Genomic DNA, 17,408 nt, shown 5'->3' with positions numbered 1-17,408 from the left:
CCGTGGGCGCTGTAGTCTGGTCGGTCATCGTCTTGGCTGTTGGCACCCTCGTTCTTAACCGTATGGACGCCGGTAACGCAGAATCACGACACAACAGTTCTTCATTGAGGAACGATTTCCGCCGACGTGCCTCCCGCCGACCGGCCGGACGGGGATACCGACTGTACTTTCGTGACGAACCGCTTTACACGAATACTGGCGTAATCGAATCGTACGCCGTCTCAGCGCCCAGTCAGCCTTTCTAACACGACCGGTGTAATGCCGTAATAGACCGGCACCTATCAATCACGGGCGTTACGCAAAGAAGAACACTGGTGTCGTGCCGCGTCAGTCGTCGAGCGGCACGCGCCCGCGTTCGTCCGGAACGCCCGCGTACTCGTAGAAGTAGGAGACGAGGCTGTCGCGCCAGCGCTCGGCCTGTACGACCTGCTCGTCGAAGCGCTCGGCGACGCGCCGATGGCGGCGCTCGTCCACCGTCCCCGCGAGGGCGCTCCAGCGCTCGCGGAGGGCACGCACCGCCTCGACGCCCTCGAAGCAGTTGTCGTAGAGGCGCTGGATCACCGTCGTGCCGTCGTCGAGCTCGTGCTCCCACGGCAGGTGGTGGAAGAAGAGCAGGAGCTCCTCCGGGCACGTCTCCGGGTCGGCGTAGCGCGCCGGCCACGGGCCCTGATACTGGCTCGCGTAGTCGCTCCCCGACGGCGTCCGGTCGAGGCCGATACCGTCCTCTGCGATACCGGTGTACTCCGGCCACTCCTCCGGCCCGGGGTCGTAGTGGTTCTCGAGGCGGGCCTCGCCGTTGTACATCATGTGCATGAGGCCGATGCCGCCCGTCTCGTAGTCGATGACCGCCGGCCACGACTCTTCCTGGATGCGCGTGACCGTCTCGACGACGCTCGGGTTCCGCCCGAACGTCTGGGCCGCCCACTCGCGGGTCACCTCCTCGGAGCCGAGCGTCGGGTCCCACGCGAGGCGGCCGAAGCCGTAGAGGTTCAGCTGCGCGAGGTCGTGGCCCGTCCAGTTGCGGTCCTCACCGACGTTCGCGACGCCCGCGAAGCCCTCGCCCGCCCGGTCGACGAGGAGGTCGCGAACCTCGGTGCCCTCGCCGTCGCCGTGCGTGTCGAACTCGAGGACCTCCTCCCACTGCGGGAGGTGCGAGCAGGCGTGGACGCCCTGTCCCGTGTACTCCTGTGTGATCTGGAGCTCGCAGGCGACGTTCGTCTCCGGCATCGCGCCGAAGAGCGTCGAGACGGGTTCGCGCGGCTGGAAGTCGATGGGGCCGTTCTTGATCTGGAGCGTGACGTTGTCGTGGAACTCGCCGTCGAGGGGCTCGAACGTCTCGTAGGCCTGCACGGCGCGGTCCTCGTGCTCGGAGTAGACGAACGCGCGCCAGAAGACGCGCCCGTCGTGGGGTTCGAGCGCGCGCCCGAGGACGTTCGCGCCCTCCGCGTGGTCGCGGTCGTAGTCGTAGGGGCCGCGCTGGCCCTCGGAATCGGCCTTCACCAGGAAGCCCCCGAAGTCCGGGATACGCTCGTAGAGCTCGTCGGCCTTCCGCTTCCACCACGCCTCCACGTCGTCCTCGAGCGGGTCGGCGGTGTCGAGGTCGCCGACGAGCATCGGCGCCGCGTAGTTCACGGAGAGGAACGTCCGGACGCCGTAGCGTCGGAACACCGTCGCGAGCGCCGCGACCTTCTCGAGGTTCTCGCTCTCGAGGAGCTGCCACCCCTCCATCCCCGCGATGGCGTCGTTCGCCCCCTCGCGGTCGGGCTTCTCCGTGTTCACGTTGTTCACGACGACGCCGTTGATGCCCGTGGAGGCGAGCAGGCGCGCGTAGTCCCAGTACCGCTCGCGGAGGTCCGGGAGCGTCTCCCAGTCGAAGATGGACTGACCGGCGTAGCCGCGCTCGACGGAGCCCCGGAACGGGTTGTCCCAATGGTCGATGACGCGCTCCTTCGCGCGGGGCTCCTCGACGACGTCGAGGTCCGCGATGGGCTCGCCGAGCGAGAGCAGGCGGAGGAGGTGGAACGTCCCGAAGAGCATTCCCCGGTCCGTGTTCGCGGTGACGACCACGCAGTCCTGGCCCTCCCACTCGGTCGCGCGCAGGACGTACCCCTCCTCGTCGAGGCCGTCGACCTCCGCGGCGTCGACGGCGTGGCGCACGACCTCCATGTTGTCGCGCCGGCCGACCGCGAGGAAGCCGTCCTGCGAGCGCGGCGGGTGCTGCCAGAGGTGCGGTTCGCGCCCGAGTAGCCCGTCGAGGCCGACGCGGAGCTCCTGTCGGACGGCTCGGAGCTCGGGGCCTTCCTCGGAGACGTACGCGTGCAGACAGCGCCGGCGGTACGCGGACAACCGATCGGGGTCGTCGACTCGATCGTACTGAAGCCAGCAGTCGTCGTAGTCGGTGACTACCATACGACACCGTATCCACCAGCGCGGCTAAAAGCTTCGTCGTCTGCGGCCGCGGACGCCCCGCGTCACTCGCGGGTGCGCCGACCGAACCGGCCACTATGGAAAAGAATAAATATTAATGAAGGATATGGGGTGGTATGGTGGACGATAACAACCACAGCGACGGGAAGTCTCCGCGACGTACGTTCCTGAAACTGAGCGGCGTCGCGGGCGCGGCGGCGCTCGCCGGGTGTTCTTCGGACACGCCGAGCGAGGGGGACGGCACGACGACCACGTCGACCACCGGCGACGGCGGCGACAGTGGTGGCTCGGGCGACCAGTCGCTGACCGTCCCCGGGACGTACGTGCCGACGAACATGCAGTGGAACTCCTACGCGCCCAGCCACTACTCGAACCCCGGGCGCGCGTTCGTGTTCGACCCGTTCATCTTCTACAACCAGAAGACGGACACGATCATCCCCACCCTCTTCCAGAGCTGGGAGAAGGACGGCGACACCCTCACGGTGACGCTCCGCGAGGGCGTGACGTGGCACGACGGCGAACCCGTGACGGCCGAGGACTTCGTCACGAAGTACACCATCGACGAGGGCTTCCAGTACACGATCGCGAACTACATCACGGACGCGACGGCGGTCGACGAGACGACCGTCGAGTACTCGCTCGCCAACTCCTACCGGACTGACCTCCTCGTCCTCACCTTCTCCGGGTCGTGGATGAACACGCCGACGCACCAGAAGTACGGCGAGTTCGCCCAACGCCTCCGCGACGCCTCCTCGCAGGAGGAGACGGACACGGTCCTCTCCGACATCCAGGACTACCAGCCGAGCGAGCCCCTCGGCTGTGGGCCGTTCCAGTTCGAGTCCGCGAACCAGCAGAACCTCAACCTCACGAAGTACAAGGACCACCCCGAGGCCGACACGATTCCGGTCCCGAAGGCGCAGGTCGCCTACATGGGGTCGAACCAGCAGCAGTGGGCGGCGGTGAAGAACGGCCAGACGCTCGACGCGACGACGACGACGTTCTTCCCGGAGCGCATCGTCAACTCCCTCCCGGACTACGTCACCCAGTACCAGATGCCGGCGTACAACGGGTTCGCGCTCGCGTTCAACCACGACGACGAGATATTCGGGAACCGGAACGTCCGACGCGCGTTCGCGTACATCCTCGATCAGGAGAAGATGGCGAGTCTCGCCGACCCGACGAAGACCGCGGTCACGGCGCCGACCGGCGTCGGGAGCTACCACACCGGTACGTGGAAGGGGAGCCTCGGTGGCGACGTCTCCGCCTATCAGACGTACATGGGCTCGGACTCCGCGAGCAAGGCCGAGGCCCTCCTGCGCGGCGAGGGCTTCTCCAAGGAGGGCGGCAAGTGGTACACGCCGAGCGGCGAACAGCTCACGCTCGAGATTCCGGCGCCCGCCGGCTGGAGCGACATCGTCTCGTTCGTCCAGACGACCGCGCAGATGCTGACGAACTTCGGCATCGAGACGCAGAACTCGAACGTCGAGACGACGACGTTCTTCGGGCAGTACTGGGGCCCCTCGAACTTCCGGGTCATCCCGTGGTTCTGGAACAACTCCTTCGTGCGCCCGAAGCCGTTCTTCAGCCTCGGGTGGCTGCTGACGAGCGACACCAGCACCAACACCCTCAACTTCCCGGAGGAACCGGTCGTGCCGCCGATGGGCGAGCCCGACGGTGAGGCGACCGCGACCGACGTTCGCGGGATCCTGCGCGAACTCGGTACCTCGACGGACGAGGCGCGCACGACCGAACTGACGCGCGAACTCGCGTGGGTCGTCAACCAGAGCCTCCCCGAACTCCCGCTCATCGAGAAGGTCTCCCAGTCCTTCTGGAACACGAACGAGTGGAACGTCCCGGAGAAGGGCGCCGACGAGCAGTACGTCCGCTACCCGTACTACTACTGGCCGCGCACCGGCGCCATCTCGCCGAAGACCGAGTAACGCCGCTCGACCCCCTTCTCCTTCCGGCTTCGACCGCGCTCGTCGAGGGAACCGTCCCCGGAACCCTAATTTATAAATAATAATGATGTTTGTTGGTGGGTACGTATGACAGACGGCCCCGACGACGACAGTCTTCGACACGCGCGACGACGATTCCTCCGACTCGGCGGCGCGGCAGGCGTGGCGGCGCTCGCGGGCTGCTCCTCCGAGACGCCGAGTCAGAGCGAGGGAACAGACACCACGTCGACGACGGGCGGCGACGACGGGAGCGACGGCGGCTCGGGCGATCAGGCGCTGACGGTTCCCGGCCGCTACGTGCCGACGAACGTGCAGTGGAACTCCTACGCGCCCAGCCACTACGCCCAGCAGGGCGGGAAGATGGTCTACGACCCGTTCCTCCGGTACAACCAGAAGACGGACGAACTCATCCCCTACCTCTTCCAGGACTGGGAGGTGGACGGGACGACGCTCACCGTCTCCCTGCGCGAGGGCGACACCTGGCACGACGGCGAACCCGTCACCGCCGAGGACGTCGTCACGAAGTTCGCCATCGACCAAGGCTTCGGCTACGAAGCGGCCAGTTACATCGACGACGCGACGGCGGTGGACGAACACACCGTCGAGTACGGCCTGAAGAAGCCCTACCGGACGGACACCATCCTGCTCGTCCTCTCCGGGGAGTGGATGGACACGCCGACGCACCGGAAGTACGGCGAGTTCGCCGAGGCGTTCGAGAACGCCTCCTCGGAGGAGGAGCGGCAGAACGTTCAGGGCGACGTCCAGAACTATCAGCCGAGCGAACCCCTCGGCTCCGGCCCCTTCGAGTTCGAGTCCGCGAACCAGCAGACGCTCACGCTCACGAAGTACGAGGACCACCCGACCGCGGACCAGATCACCTTCCCGACGTACGAAGTCACCTACTCCTCCTCGAACCAACAGCAGTGGGCGGCGGTGAAGAACGGCCGGACGTTCGACGCGACGACGACGACGTTCTTCCCCCAGCGCATCGTCAAGACCCTCCCGGACTACGTCGAGCAGTACACGGTCCCGGCGTACAACGGCTACTCGATGGCGTTCAACCACGACGACGAGGACTTCGGGAACCGCAACGTCCGGCGCGCCTTCGCGCACGTCGTCGACCAGGAGCGGGCCGCCGACCTCCTCGGGTCGTCGAAGCAGGCAGTCTCGGTGCCCGCCGGCATCGGGAGCTTCTGGACGGGGACGTGGGAGCGCAACCTCGGCGGCGAGACGGACGTCTACCAGCGCTACACCGACACCGAGCGGGCCGCGGAACTCCTCCGACAGGAGGGGTACACGAAGCAGGGCGGGCAGTGGCACAAGCCCAACGGCGAGCGCTTCACCCTCACCATTCCGTCGCCGTCGGGGTGGAGCGACGTCGCCTCGATGACGACGGCCGTCGCGCAGATGCTCACCGACTTCGGCATCGAGACGCAGAACAAGAGCGTCGAGAACACGACGTTCTTCGGGCAGTACTGGGGGCCCTCGGACTTCAAGGTCGTCCCGTGGTTCTGGAACAACTCGGCGCTCCCGAAGCCGTTCTTCAGCCTCTCGTGGGTCCTCACGAGCGGGACCGTGATGTCCAACCTCAACTTCCCGGAGCAGCCCGAGGTACCGCCGATGGGCGAACCGGAGGGCGAGACGTCGCCCGCGGACGTCCGCTCGACGCTCCAGTCGCTCGGGACGGTGAGCGACGACGACCGGGTGACGGAGCTCACGCGCGAACTCGCGTGGGACGTCAACCAGAGCCTCCCGATGCTCCCCATCGTCGAGGTGAGCGGCTCCTCGTTCTGGAACTCGAAGCGCTGGAACGTCCCGCCGACGGACACCGACCACAAGTACGTCAACAACGAGTACTTCTGGTTCCCGCGAATCGGTGTCGTCTCGCCGAAGGAGCAGTAACGCCGGAGAGAGCCGCCCGCGACGGGGCCGCTCGCGACGCCGGTCTCTAACCTTCTTTCGTTACTATTCTGCCGATGCAAAGGAATAAATATTCGTGTGGGATACTCGGGTGTGTATGCCAGACGGTAGTAGTCACGATTGGCGGTCCGCGCGTCGGCAGTTCCTCAAGATGGGCGGCGTGGCGGGCGCGGCAGCGCTCGCTGGCTGTTCCTCGGAGACGCCGAGCGAGGGTGGCGACGGCGGCACGTCCACGACTGACGGGAGCAGTGGGGGCGGCTCGGGCGACGACTCGCTCACCATTCAGGGTCGCTACATCCCGACGAACATGCAGTGGAACTCCTACGCGCCCAGCCACTACGCGACGGTGGGCGGCCGCGTGGTGTTCGACCCGTTCATCTTCTACAACCAGAAGACGGACGAAATCATCCCCTACCTCTTCCAGGATTGGGAGTTCGACGGGGCGACGCTGACGGTGTCCCTCCGCGAGGGGGAGACGTGGCACGACGGCGAACCCGTCACTGCGGAGGACTTCGTCACGAAGTTCACCATCGACCAGGGCTTCGGCTACGAGATCTCGAACTACGTCGAGGAGGCGACCGCCGTCGACGAGACGACCCTCGAGTACGCCCTCCACGAGGAGTACCGCGAGAAGACCATCATGACCGTCTTCAACGGAACGTGGATGGACACGCCGACGCACCGGAAGTACGGCGAGTTCGCCGAGGCGTTCCGGAACGCCTCCACGGAGGAGGAACGCGAGACCGTCCAGGGCGACGTCCAGAACTACCAGCCGAGCGAACCCCTCGGCTGTGGCCCCTTCGAGCACGAGTCCGCGAACCAGCAGACGCTCACGCTCACGAAGTACGAGGACCACCCGGACGCCGACAACGTGGCGTTCCCGACGTACGAGGTGAACTACTTCGCGTCCTCGCAGCAGAAGTGGGCGGACATGAAGAACGGCACGAGCCTCGACGTCATGAACGGGTTCACGCCCCAGCGCATCGTCAAGTCGTTCCCCGATTACGTCCGCCAGTACGAGGTCCCGCGCTACAACGGGTTCGGCCTCGCGTTCAACCACGACGACGAGGACTTCGGGAACCGCAACGTCCGGCGCGCCGTCGCGCACGCCATCGACCAGCAGAAGATGGCGGACCTCGCCGACCCGGTCAAGCACGCGGTCTCCGTGCCCGCCGGCGTCGGGAGCTTCGTCACCGGCACGTGGAAGGAGAACCTCGGCGGCGACGTCGAGGCCTACGAGCCCTACAACGACACGGCGAAAGCCGAGGCACTCCTGAAGGCAGAGGGGTACACGAAGCAGGGCGGGCAGTGGTACAAGCCCAACGGCGAGCAGTTCACGATGGAGATTCCCACGCCCTCCGGCTGGAGCGACATCGCGAGCTTCACCACGACCGTCGCGCAGATGCTCAGCGACTTCGGCATCGATACGACGAAGCGCGGCGTCGAGAACACGACGTTCTTCGGGCAGTACTGGGGCCCCTCCAACTTCAAGGTCGCACCGTGGTTCTGGAACAACTCCGGGAAGACGAAGCCGTTCTTCACGCTCTCGTGGATCCTCACGAGCGGGACCGTGACGTCCACGCTCAACTACCCCGAGAAGCCCGAGGCGCCCGCGTTCGGCTCCCCGGACGGCGAGGCGTCGCCCGTCGACATCCAGCAGAAGCTCAGCACGCTCGCCACCACCGGCGACCAGCAGGAGGTCACCGACCTGACGCGCGAACTCGCGTGGGTCGTCAACCAGAACCTCCCGATGCTCCCGCTCATCGAGAAGGTCCGCCCGAGCTTCTGGGACACCCGCGAGTGGGACATCCCGCCGGCGGACACGGACAAGAAGTTCGTCAACTGGTGTAACTACTACTGGCCGCGCTTCGGCTACGTCACCCCGACGAACTAGGCGCTGCACGCTCGGCCGACCCCGGTCCCATACCCCCCGTACGCTTCCGGTCGACTCGCGGCCGCCGCTTTTTCAGCTCTTCTGACGGCCCGTTCCGCATTCGCTACGCCCTCCATCGATATACGACATTAACGTTCGTCAATTAGGAAGGTTAATAATGCTGGATTGGTTTCCCTCTGCCATGGCAAATCGTATCACTAAACGGGTTGCCCAAGCCCTGTTAACAGTGGTGGTCGTCATCACCCTCACATTTGGGATGATACGGCTGATGCCGGGGGGACCGATGGACTACCTCAAGGCACAGCTCATCCAGTCCTCGTCGGGTAGCGTGGACATGCAGCGGATCAACGCACTCGTGCAGGCCTACACGAACATCAACCCGGAGAAGCCGGTGCTCCAGCAGTACATCGACTACATGACTGCGGTGCTCTCCGGTGACTTCGGGCGCTCCGTCGTCTACAACCAGCCGGTTTCGGACATCATCGCGAACGCGCTCCCGTGGACGCTCCTCGTGATGGTCGTCTCCATCCTCTTGATGTTCGCCATCGGCATCGTCCTCGGCGCCGTCATGGCGTACAACGAGGGCGAACGCATCGACCTCGGGTCGACCATCGTCGGCATCCTGCTCAACTCGATCCCCTACTACGTCGCGGGTATCCTGCTGGTCTACGTTCTCGGCTACCAGCTCCAGTGGTTCCCGACGGGCGGCCGCATGAACACCGAGACGATCGTCGGGTTCAACTACGCGTTCATCGCGGGCGTCCTCCACCACGCCGCGCTCCCGATCGCGTCCCTCGTCATCACCGGCTTCGGCGGGTGGGCGCTCACGATGCGCGGGAACTCCATTCGCGTGCTCGGGGAGGACTACCTCCGCGTCGCGCAACTGCGCGGTCTCCCCTCCCGGCGTATCTCGCTCTGGTACGTCGGTCGGAACGCCATCCTCCCGATGTACACCGGACTGCTGATCTCCATCGGGTTCATCTTCGGCGGCTCCGTCATCCTCGAACAGATCTTCCGCTACCCCGGCGTCGGCTACTACCTCTACCAGTCCATCGGCGCTCGGGACTACCCGCTGATGATGGGCGGGTTCATCGTCATCACGATCACCGTCGTCATCGGCGTGTTCGTCGCCGACGTGACGTACGGCTTCATCGACCCACGGGCTGGTGGTGATAACAATGAGTCCTACTGAGACACCCACAGACGCTGAGACGGACGCGGACGCCTCGATATTCGACGCCGAGTCGGACACCGAGGTCACTCGCCGTGACCGCTACATGCGGTGGCTCGAGACGTGGCTGTTCGCCTCCGCGCGCATCGCGTGGTCCGACTGGCGGGTTCGTATCGGCTCGCTCATCGTCCTCCTCTACATCCTGATGGGGACGGTCGGCGTCATGCTCGTCCCCGAGCCGACGATCGGCGCCGGCCCGCGCTACGTCGGGCCGTTCACGAACTGGCAGTTCCCGCTCGGCACCGACAACCTCGGTCGCGGCATCCTCGGGCAGATCGTCCACGCGACGCCGTTCATGCTCCAGATGATCGCCTCCGGTGCCGTCTTCGCCATCGCCGTCGCGACGGCCGTCGGGACGCTCTCCGGCTACAAGCGCGGCACCGTCGACCAAGTGCTCATGACGATCACGGACATCGCGATGACAATTCCGGGCCTCCCGCTCGTCATCGTCCTCTCCGTGCTCCTCCAGCCGAAGAGCCCCATCGTCATCGGTATCGTCCTCACCATCAACGCGTGGGCGGGGCTCGCGCGTTCCATCCGCTCGCAGGTGCTCACCATCCGCGAGGAGTCCTACATCGAGGCCTCGCGTACCATCGGCGTGCCGACGAGCACCATCATCCGGGAGGACATCCTCCCGAACCTGATGCCGTACGTCGTCGTCAACTTCGTGCAGGCGGCGCGCAACGTCATCTTCTCCTCGGTCGGCCTCTACTTCCTCGGCCTCCTGCCGACGTCGAAGCCGAACTGGGGCGTCATGATGAGCCGGGCGTACTCGACCGCCGGCGCGCTCTACACGTGGGACACCGCGTACTGGCTCATCTTCCCGATGATCACGATAATCCTGCTCGTCTTCGGACTCATCCTCTTCGCGCAGGGAACCGACCGCCTGTTCAACCCGCGCGTCCGCGCTCGCCACGCCGGCGGCGGCCCCTCGAAGTCGAGCGGCGACGCGGACTCGGGCGAAACCAAGGGGATGTTCTGAACCATGAGTCACCAGACACAACACCTACCGATCTACACGGACGCCGAATCGGACACCATCATCGAGGCGGAGGACCTCAGCGCCCTCTTCGACCTCGACCGTGGTGAATCGCGCGTGCTGAACGAAGTCGACATGTCCATCGAGCGCGGGGAGATCCTCGGGGTCGTCGGCGAGTCCGGGAGCGGGAAGTCGATGTTCGCGTCCGCACTCCTCGACGCCGTCCCCGAACCCGGCATCACCACCGGCGACATCACGTTCTATCCGGAGGACGGCGAGCCGGTCGACGTCCTCGACCAGAGCGAGGAGGAACTCCGACAGATGCGCTGGGAGGACATCTCGATGGTCTTCCAGGGCGCGATGGACTCGTGGAACCCCACGATGTCCATCGGGAAGCACTTCGAGGAGACGCTCAAAGCCCACGACGTCCCGAAAGGGGAGGGCATGGAGCGCGCACGCGAACTCATCAACAACGTCTACCTCGACCCGGAGCGCATCCTCAACGCCTACCCGCACGAGCTCTCCGGGGGGATGAAGCAGCGCGCGCTCATCGCGCTCTCGCTCGTCCTCGAACCCGAAGTGCTCGTGATGGACGAGCCGACGGCCGCGCTCGACCTCCTGATGCAGCGCTCCATCATCGCGTTGCTCTCCGAGCTCCGCGACGAGTACAACCTCACGATGGTGTTCATCACGCACGACCTCGAGCTCGCGGCGGGGCTCGCGAACCGCATCGCCGTCCTCTACGCCTTCGAGTTCGTCGAGGTCGGCACCGCGGACGACATCATCAACGACGGCCACCACCCGTACACGCGCGCGCTCATCAACTCGACGCCGAACTTGGAGACGCCGGTCGAGCACATGGAGCCGATCAGAGGCGAGAGCCCGGACCCGGTGAACGTCCCGACCGGCTGTTCGTACCACTCGCGGTGCCCGCTCGCCGACGAGTTCTGCGAGACGAACGACCCAGACATGATGATCACGAACGAAGACGCGGAGTCGAACGAAGTCGTCCACGCCTCGGCGTGTCACTACTGGGAGCAGGTTCCAGAGGAAGTGCCGCTGCACATCGAGGGGGTGCGTGTCGATGAGTAACGCCGACGAACCCGTCGTCTCGCTCGAAGACGTCGAAGTTCACTTCGAGAACCAGGGCGGACTCTTCTCCGACCCCGACGTCGTGCAGGCGGTCGACGGCGTCGACCTCGACATCGGCGAGAACGAGATCGTCGCCCTGATCGGCGAATCCGGCTGTGGGAAGACGACGCTCGGGAAGACGGCGATCGGCCTCCAGCGCCCCACCGGTGGCGCCGTGAAGTATCGCGGGCAGGACGTCTGGAAGGCCCGCGACAAGGACGGCGACGTCGACATCCCGTTCGACGAGATCCGCCGCGCGCTCCAGATCATCCATCAGGACCCGGGAAGCTCGCTGAACCCCAACCGCCGCGTCGTGAGCATCCTCGAACGCCCGCTGAAGACGTGGCAGCCGGACATGACGGCCGAGGACCGCGTGGCGCGCATCCACGGGATGCTCGCGCGCGTCGGCATGAAGCCCGCCGAGGACTACGCGGGCCGCTATCCGCACCAGCTCTCGGGCGGCGAGCAACAGCGCGTCGCGCTCATCCGCGCGCTGCTGATGAACCCGGACCTCATCCTCGCGGACGAGGCCGTGAGCGCGCTCGACGTGAGTCTGCGCGTCGACATGATGGACCTGATGCTCGAACTGCAGGACCAGTTCAACACCTCCTACCTGTTCATCAGCCACAACCTCTCGAACGCCCGCTACCTGACGAAGAAGACGGGCGGTCGCATCGGCATCATGTACCTCGGTCGGCTCGTCGAGATCGGCCCGGTCGACGAGGTGCTCCAGAACCCCAAGCACCCGTACGCGAAGGTGCTGAAGTGGGCGACGCCGAGTTTGGAGACGGACGCGACGCGGGTTCAGGAGCCGCCGATTCGGGACATCGACATCCCGGACCCGACGAACCCGCCGGAGGGTTGTCGCTTCCACACGCGCTGTCCGGAGGCGCGCGAGGTCTGCAAGCAACAGGACCCCACGCTTGAGGGGTCGAGCGAGGACGACCACCCGGCCGCCTGCTTCCGGGCGTACGGCGATGACCACGACTACTGGAACAGCCCGTCCGTGGAGGAACTCGAGGAGGAGACGACCGAGGGCGGCGAGGGCGCGACGACGGCGGACTGACTCAGTACTCTTCTCGCTTCAGCTGGCGGATCCGGTAGAGGACGTAGCAGAGCGGGACGAGCGTGACGGCGACGATTGCGAGGTCGACGGTCGCGACGACGACGCTCGGATCCGACGTATCGAAGGGCTGTGAGAGGAGGATGTAGACGAGGCCGAGGCCTATGAGGGCGTCCGTGACCGCGAGCGCGAACCAGAGCGGCGTGAAGTTCTCTACCGTGTCCCAGAAGGCGTCCCATGACCATCGTACCATTTCGCTAATCCTGCGAGGCGTCGATGCATAACTCCATCGCCTCGATGAGTGTCGTGCCGTCAGTCGAGGTCGACCCGGCGGCCACCGGCTGCGGCCGTCTGGATACCGTCGAGCGCCTGCATGTCCACGAGCCCGTGCTCGCCGTCGGCGGTGGGTGTCCGGCCGGTGAGACGGCAGTACGCGAAGTAGTCGAACTGCTCGGTGAGTTCGTTCGATCCGAGGCCCTCGTGGCGGCTCCGTCGGCCGTCGCGTTCGAGGACGACGGTCCGCTCGCCACGGGGGCTGAAGGCGTTCTCGACGGTGATCGCGCCCTCGTTCCCGTCGATTCGGAGGCTGCTTTCGCCGTGTGAGCCGTAGCTCGACCGGCAGAGCGCTTGCACGCCGCCGTCGAACTCGAGGAGGAAGGCGGCGTGCTCGTCGATGACGGGGCCGTCGAAGCGCTCGTCGGGGCTGGTGAGCGAGCCCTGCACGCTCGTCGGGTCGGCGTCGAGGACGAAGCGCAGCGTGTTGAGCGGATAGACGCCGATGTCGTAGAGGGAGCCGCCGCCGGCGAGGTCGGGGTCGAGTCGCCACTGGTCGGGGTCGGCGTCCTCGTTTGCGAACATCGGGAACGCGAACGTCCCGCCCGCCTGCGCGACATCGCCGACGAAGCCGTCGGCGACGAGTTCGCGGACGCGTCGCATCACGGGGTCGGCCTGCATCCGGTAGGCGACCATGAGGGTGACGCCGGCCGCCTCACAGGCGTCGACCATGGCTTCGGCGCGCTCGACGGTGGCCTCCATGGGTTTCTCGCAGATGACGTCCTTGCCCAGTTCGGCGGCCGTCTCGACGTACTCGAGGTGGCGGGCGTTTGGCGTCGCGACGTAGACGGCGTCGTAGGCGTCGCTCCCCTCGCCGTCGTGGAACCGCTCGTAGGTGAGCGCGGTGTCGGCGCCGGCCTCGTCGGCGACGGTGCGGGCCTTCTCGGCGGACCCGCTGATGGTGGCCGTGACGTCGGCGTAGTCGCAGTCGGCGATCGCCGGGAGCGCTTCGTCGCGCGCGAACCAGCCGAGGCCGACGAGCGCGATGCGGACCGTGCCGTCGGCGCCGTCGTCCCAGTCGCGCTCCTCGTAGCCGTCCCTGAACCTGTCGAACGCTGTCGCCGTCTCCATACCCGTTCGTGGTCGCCGGCGGGCATAAAACTGGACGATGCGGTCGGTGTCTCCGGCGTCCGCATCGCTGCCCGATTGTTCTTAATGAATGAACATACGAGTCGTGTTTTCGGACGGTAGTGCGGGCATCGCACGCCCGTTCGCTGTTCGTGGGCTGTCGTTCGTGAGGGATAGACGCACCCACGGCGCCGTTTACACGAATACTCCTGTAATGTCGTCCGGACGGGGACACCACACCGACGAGACTCTCGGCTGACATCGTGTTCATTATAACTAAATTATTGTTTGTGTATCGATGGGTTCGCGGATATCGACGGGTGGAACGCGAGTACCTAAGGCCGCGCGCTCCGTACGTCCGTGCCGATGCCCGAAGACACGACGCTCCGCGACGCCGCCGACGCGGCCGACTTCCGACTCGGCGCGGCGGTCGCCGCCGACCCCCTGCGAACCGACGCCGGCTACTGGACCTCCCTCAGACGCGGCTTCAACACCGTCACCGCCGAGAACGCGATGAAGATGGGGCCGATGCGTCCCGAACCCGGCGTCTACGACTTCACGGACGCCGACGCCGTCGCGAACTTCGCCGAGGCACACGACATGGCGCTCCGCGGGCACACGCTCGTCTGGCACAACCAACTCCCCGACTGGTTCCAGGAGTGGGACTACACCGACGACCAGCTCGCCGCCTTCCTCCGCGACCACGTCCACACCGTCGCCGGCCGCTATCGCGGGACGGTTGAGGCGTGGGACGTCGTGAACGAGGCCGTCGCCGACGACGGCACGATGCGCGACTCCGTCTGGTACGACGCGCTCGGCGAACGCTACCTCGACGACGCCTTCCGCTGGGCGAACGACGTCGCACCCGACGCCGACCTCTTCTACAACGACTACGGTGCGGACGCCGTCAACGAGAAGTCCGACGCGATCTACGAGCTACTCGAAGGCATGCTCGACCGCGGCGTCCCCGTCGACGGCGTCGGCCTCCAGATGCACGCCCTCGATGGCGTCCCCGACCCCGAGTCGGTCGCCGAGAACGTCCGGCGCTTCAGCGACCTCGGCCTCGACGTCCACGTCACCGAGATGGACGTCGCCTACCCCGAAGCGGACGCCCCCGAGAACCACCGCGAGCGGCAGGCCGAGGACTACCGCGACGTCCTCGACGTCTGCCTCGCCGAAGGCGTCGACACGCTCGTCGTTTGGGGCGTTCGGGACAGCGACTCGTGGATTCCCGAGTGGTTCCCGCACGTCACCGAGGACCCCCTGCTCTTCGACGCGAGCAACGACCCCAAGCCCGCCTACCACGCACTGAAGGAGCGCCTTGAGGACACCGACTAGAAATTCCCCCACCACTTTAGTCGCCGGCGCCGAACACCCGTTTGCGAGGCAGTGGCTACTCGCGGCCGCGTACCCGCTGAGACGCCCGCACGCGTCGGCGGCCGGCCGCGCGACGCCGGTGGTTTTATGTTGTGAAGGGACCCGGTAGATGGTGAGATGGAACACGCACTCGTCGTCGTCGACGACACGGACGCACACCGCGACCTCCTCCGGGAGGCCGCTGAGAACGCCAGCGGTACGGACGCGAACCTCCTCCTGCTGATGCTGCTCGACGAATCGGAGTACGAGCACGACCTCGACACCCTCGAGTCCATCGGCGACGTCGAGAACGTCAGCTACGGCGAGGGCACGATTCTGGAGGGCGCAGAGCAGGACGCCAACGACATCGCGCGCGAGGTCATCGACGGCGACTTCGACCTCGAGTGGGACGTCCTCGTCGACGTCGTCGAGGAAGACGAGCGCGCACGCGCCGTCGTACAGGCGGGCGCGGACAACGACTGCGACCACGCGTTCATCGTCGGCCAGAACCGCTCGCCCACGGGCAAAGCCATCTTCGGCGACTTTGCCCAGCGCGTCATCCTCAACTTCGACGGCTACGTGACGGTCGCGACCGAATAACTCACTCCTCGGGGTTCCCCTTCGAGTCGAGTATCTCGCGCATCAGCGAGACGTAGAGCGCGGTCCGCTTCGGATACCCCTCCGTCGTCTCCTCGTCGACCGGCGTCGACGCGAGGTTCGAGACGAAGTCGTCCGTGTAGCTCATCGTTTCGAGCGTCTCGCGGACGTCGACGGTGATGGTGTTGTCGTCGTCCGTGTCGAGCCACGCGACGGCGGCCTGCTGGTCCGTGTACTCGATGACGTACTCCTCGCCGCCGAAGAGGTCGACGATGTCCGCGACCGCACCCACTTCGAGCCACCCGTCGTCGGTTTCGACGGCGAACGTTCCGTCCTCGACTCGCGTCTGGTACCGTGTGACGTCTGTCATGGTTCTTGTCGTACGGGGGGCACTCGATACGGAACGGTCTTTCGGTCCGTGCGACACCCGCGACGAACGAGGAGAAGGCTATAATACGGCTCCTCCACAACCCGTTTCGCATGGACCCGACTACCATGCTCCCGCCGCGCCCGGACCGGCGGTGGACGATCGCCAAGCAGCTCGGCCTCGACACGGCCGTCGTCCGGTTCTGGGGCGAGGAGGAGTGGTGGACGTACGAGTCGCTGCTCGCCGCCCGCGAGCGCTTCGCCGACCACGGCCTCTCGCTCGACGTCGTCGAGGACCGCCCGCCGATGGAGAAGACGGTGCTCGGCCTCGAGGGCCGCGACGAGGAGATCGAGACGGTGAAGACGCTCATCCGGAACATGGGCCGACTCGACATCCCGGTCTACTGCTGGGTGTGGACGGAGAACCCGGTCGGCGTGGTCCGCACCTCCGACTCGCTCCCCGTGCGCGGCGACTCGCTCACGACCGCGTACGACCACGCGCTCCTGGAGAAGGCCGACGACCACCCCGCAGCCGGCATCACCGAGGACGAACTCTGGGAGAACCTCCAGTACTTCCTCGACGAAGTCGTCCCGGTCGCCGAGGACGCAGGCGTGAAGATGGCGCTCCACCCCGACGACCCGCCGGTCGCGGAACTCCGTGGCGTCCCGCGCATCGTCAACTCCGTCGAGAACTACGAGCGCATCCTCGAGATGCACGAGAGCCCGAACCACGGCGTGACGTTCTGTCAGGGGAACTTCTCGGCGATGGGCGCGGACGTCCCCGAGACCATCCGCGCGCTCGGCGAGAAGATCCACTTCGTCCACTTCCGCGACGTCGAGGGGCACGCCGAGGCGTTCAACGAGACGTGGCACGACGAGGGGCAGACGGACATGCGCGCGGCGATGGACGCCTACCTCGACGTCGGCTTCGACGGCCCCATCCGCCCCGACCACGTCCCCCGGATGCTCGACGAGGAGGACCGTTCGGAGGCCCAGTCGGGCTACACCGACATGGGACGACTCTTCGCCATCGGCTACATCCGCGGCCTCCTCGAATAGCGCGAGCCACCGCATCCTCGCCCCCG

The 17,408-nt window shown here is 66.2% G+C and carries 14 protein-coding genes; 10 read left to right on the top strand and 4 right to left on the bottom strand.

Annotation, left to right across the window (positions count from 1 at the left end):
• Nucleotides 1-327 precede the first annotated feature (327 nt).
• A complete protein-coding gene (locus IEY12_RS11715; protein WP_188883896.1) occupies nucleotides 328-2,409 on the bottom strand; it encodes an alpha-glucuronidase family glycosyl hydrolase in 2,082 nt (693 codons plus the stop codon).
• Nucleotides 2,410-2,543: 134 nt separating this feature from the next.
• Between IEY12_RS11715 and IEY12_RS11710 the strand changes: the two genes are divergently transcribed.
• From IEY12_RS11710 to IEY12_RS11680, 7 genes are all read left to right on the top strand, one after another.
• A complete protein-coding gene (locus IEY12_RS11710) occupies nucleotides 2,544-4,367 on the top strand; it encodes an ABC transporter substrate-binding protein (RefSeq protein WP_188883895.1) in 1,824 nt (607 codons plus the stop codon).
• A 105-nt stretch (nucleotides 4,368-4,472) separates the two neighbouring features.
• The gene (locus IEY12_RS11705) at nucleotides 4,473-6,287 is read left to right on the top strand and encodes an ABC transporter substrate-binding protein (RefSeq protein ID WP_188883894.1); all 1,815 of its coding nucleotides are present in this window, start codon (nucleotides 4,473-4,475) and stop codon (nucleotides 6,285-6,287) included.
• 115 nt (nucleotides 6,288-6,402) lie between these two features.
• Entirely contained in the window at nucleotides 6,403-8,199 is a 1,797-nt protein-coding gene (locus tag IEY12_RS11700; RefSeq protein ID WP_188884025.1) for an ABC transporter substrate-binding protein, read from the top strand.
• 181 nt (nucleotides 8,200-8,380) lie between these two features.
• Nucleotides 8,381-9,391, top strand: a complete 1,011-nt coding sequence (locus tag IEY12_RS11695) for an ABC transporter permease (protein ID WP_188883893.1) — start codon at nucleotides 8,381-8,383, stop codon at nucleotides 9,389-9,391.
• Entirely contained in the window at nucleotides 9,378-10,412 is a 1,035-nt protein-coding gene (locus IEY12_RS11690; RefSeq protein ID WP_188883892.1) for an ABC transporter permease, read from the top strand. The genes IEY12_RS11695 and IEY12_RS11690 overlap by 14 nt, the downstream gene beginning before the upstream one ends.
• Nucleotides 10,413-10,415: 3 nt before the next feature.
• Complete coding sequence (locus tag IEY12_RS11685; RefSeq protein WP_188883891.1) at nucleotides 10,416-11,501, top strand: ABC transporter ATP-binding protein; 1,086 nt, start codon at nucleotides 10,416-10,418, stop codon at nucleotides 11,499-11,501.
• Nucleotides 11,494-12,606: an oligopeptide/dipeptide ABC transporter ATP-binding protein gene (locus tag IEY12_RS11680; RefSeq protein ID WP_188883890.1), complete on the top strand. Its 1,113-nt coding sequence runs from the start codon at nucleotides 11,494-11,496 to the stop codon at nucleotides 12,604-12,606. The genes IEY12_RS11685 and IEY12_RS11680 overlap by 8 nt, the downstream gene beginning before the upstream one ends.
• A gap of 1 nt (nucleotide 12,607) precedes the next feature.
• Here the strand turns inward: IEY12_RS11680 and IEY12_RS11675 are convergent, their stop codons facing one another.
• Both IEY12_RS11675 and gfo6 read right to left on the bottom strand, forming a co-directional pair.
• The gene (locus IEY12_RS11675) at nucleotides 12,608-12,856 is read right to left on the bottom strand and encodes a hypothetical protein (protein WP_188883889.1); all 249 of its coding nucleotides are present in this window, start codon (nucleotides 12,854-12,856) and stop codon (nucleotides 12,608-12,610) included.
• Between the two features lie 59 nt (nucleotides 12,857-12,915).
• Nucleotides 12,916-14,007, bottom strand: coding sequence for a D-xylose 1-dehydrogenase Gfo6 (gene gfo6, locus IEY12_RS11670; protein WP_188883888.1), 1,092 nt, complete (start codon nucleotides 14,005-14,007; stop codon nucleotides 12,916-12,918).
• A gap of 363 nt (nucleotides 14,008-14,370) precedes the next feature.
• On the opposite strand from gfo6, the gene IEY12_RS11665 reads away from it, so the two are divergent.
• Complete coding sequence (locus tag IEY12_RS11665; protein ID WP_188883887.1) at nucleotides 14,371-15,342, top strand: endo-1,4-beta-xylanase; 972 nt, start codon at nucleotides 14,371-14,373, stop codon at nucleotides 15,340-15,342.
• 156 nt (nucleotides 15,343-15,498) lie between these two features.
• A complete protein-coding gene (locus IEY12_RS11660) occupies nucleotides 15,499-15,960 on the top strand; it encodes a universal stress protein (protein WP_188883886.1) in 462 nt (153 codons plus the stop codon).
• A 1-nt stretch (nucleotide 15,961) separates the two neighbouring features.
• On the opposite strand, the gene IEY12_RS11655 is transcribed toward IEY12_RS11660, so the two are convergent.
• A complete protein-coding gene (locus tag IEY12_RS11655; RefSeq protein ID WP_188883885.1) occupies nucleotides 15,962-16,327 on the bottom strand; it encodes a hypothetical protein in 366 nt (121 codons plus the stop codon).
• Nucleotides 16,328-16,437: 110 nt separating this feature from the next.
• On the opposite strand from IEY12_RS11655, the gene IEY12_RS11650 reads away from it, so the two are divergent.
• Nucleotides 16,438-17,382 carry a mannonate dehydratase gene (locus IEY12_RS11650; RefSeq protein WP_229871228.1) on the top strand — a complete coding sequence of 315 codons (945 nt, stop codon included), beginning with the start codon at nucleotides 16,438-16,440 and terminating at the stop codon, nucleotides 17,380-17,382.
• Nucleotides 17,383-17,408: the final 26 nt, after the last annotated feature.

The organism is Halarchaeum grantii (assembly GCF_014647455.2).
GTDB classification, from domain to species: Archaea; Halobacteriota; Halobacteria; order Halobacteriales; family Halobacteriaceae; genus Halarchaeum; species Halarchaeum grantii.
This window is presented reverse-complemented; position numbering and strand designations above follow the sequence as displayed.

Excerpts from the sequence above, each read along its gene's own strand:
- IEY12_RS11660 (WP_188883886.1), top strand. The coding sequence starts at position 15,499 with ATGGAACACGCACTCGTCGTCGTCGACGACACGGACGCACACCGCGAC.
- IEY12_RS11675 (WP_188883889.1), bottom strand. The coding sequence starts at position 12,856 with ATGGTACGATGGTCATGGGACGCCTTCTGGGACACGGTAGAGAACTTC.
- IEY12_RS11710 (WP_188883895.1), top strand. The coding sequence starts at position 2,544 with ATGGTGGACGATAACAACCACAGCGACGGGAAGTCTCCGCGACGTACG.
- IEY12_RS11705 (WP_188883894.1), top strand. The coding sequence starts at position 4,473 with ATGACAGACGGCCCCGACGACGACAGTCTTCGACACGCGCGACGACGA.
- IEY12_RS11695 (WP_188883893.1), top strand. The coding sequence starts at position 8,381 with ATGGCAAATCGTATCACTAAACGGGTTGCCCAAGCCCTGTTAACAGTG.
- IEY12_RS11655 (WP_188883885.1), bottom strand. The coding sequence starts at position 16,327 with ATGACAGACGTCACACGGTACCAGACGCGAGTCGAGGACGGAACGTTC.
- IEY12_RS11650 (WP_229871228.1), top strand. The coding sequence starts at position 16,438 with ATGGACCCGACTACCATGCTCCCGCCGCGCCCGGACCGGCGGTGGACG.
- IEY12_RS11680 (WP_188883890.1), top strand. The coding sequence starts at position 11,494 with ATGAGTAACGCCGACGAACCCGTCGTCTCGCTCGAAGACGTCGAAGTT.
- IEY12_RS11700 (WP_188884025.1), top strand. The coding sequence starts at position 6,403 with ATGCCAGACGGTAGTAGTCACGATTGGCGGTCCGCGCGTCGGCAGTTC.
- IEY12_RS11685 (WP_188883891.1), top strand. The coding sequence starts at position 10,416 with ATGAGTCACCAGACACAACACCTACCGATCTACACGGACGCCGAATCG.
- IEY12_RS11665 (WP_188883887.1), top strand. The coding sequence starts at position 14,371 with ATGCCCGAAGACACGACGCTCCGCGACGCCGCCGACGCGGCCGACTTC.
- gfo6 (WP_188883888.1), bottom strand. The coding sequence starts at position 14,007 with ATGGAGACGGCGACAGCGTTCGACAGGTTCAGGGACGGCTACGAGGAG.
- IEY12_RS11715 (WP_188883896.1), bottom strand. The coding sequence starts at position 2,409 with ATGGTAGTCACCGACTACGACGACTGCTGGCTTCAGTACGATCGAGTC.
- IEY12_RS11690 (WP_188883892.1), top strand. The coding sequence starts at position 9,378 with ATGAGTCCTACTGAGACACCCACAGACGCTGAGACGGACGCGGACGCC.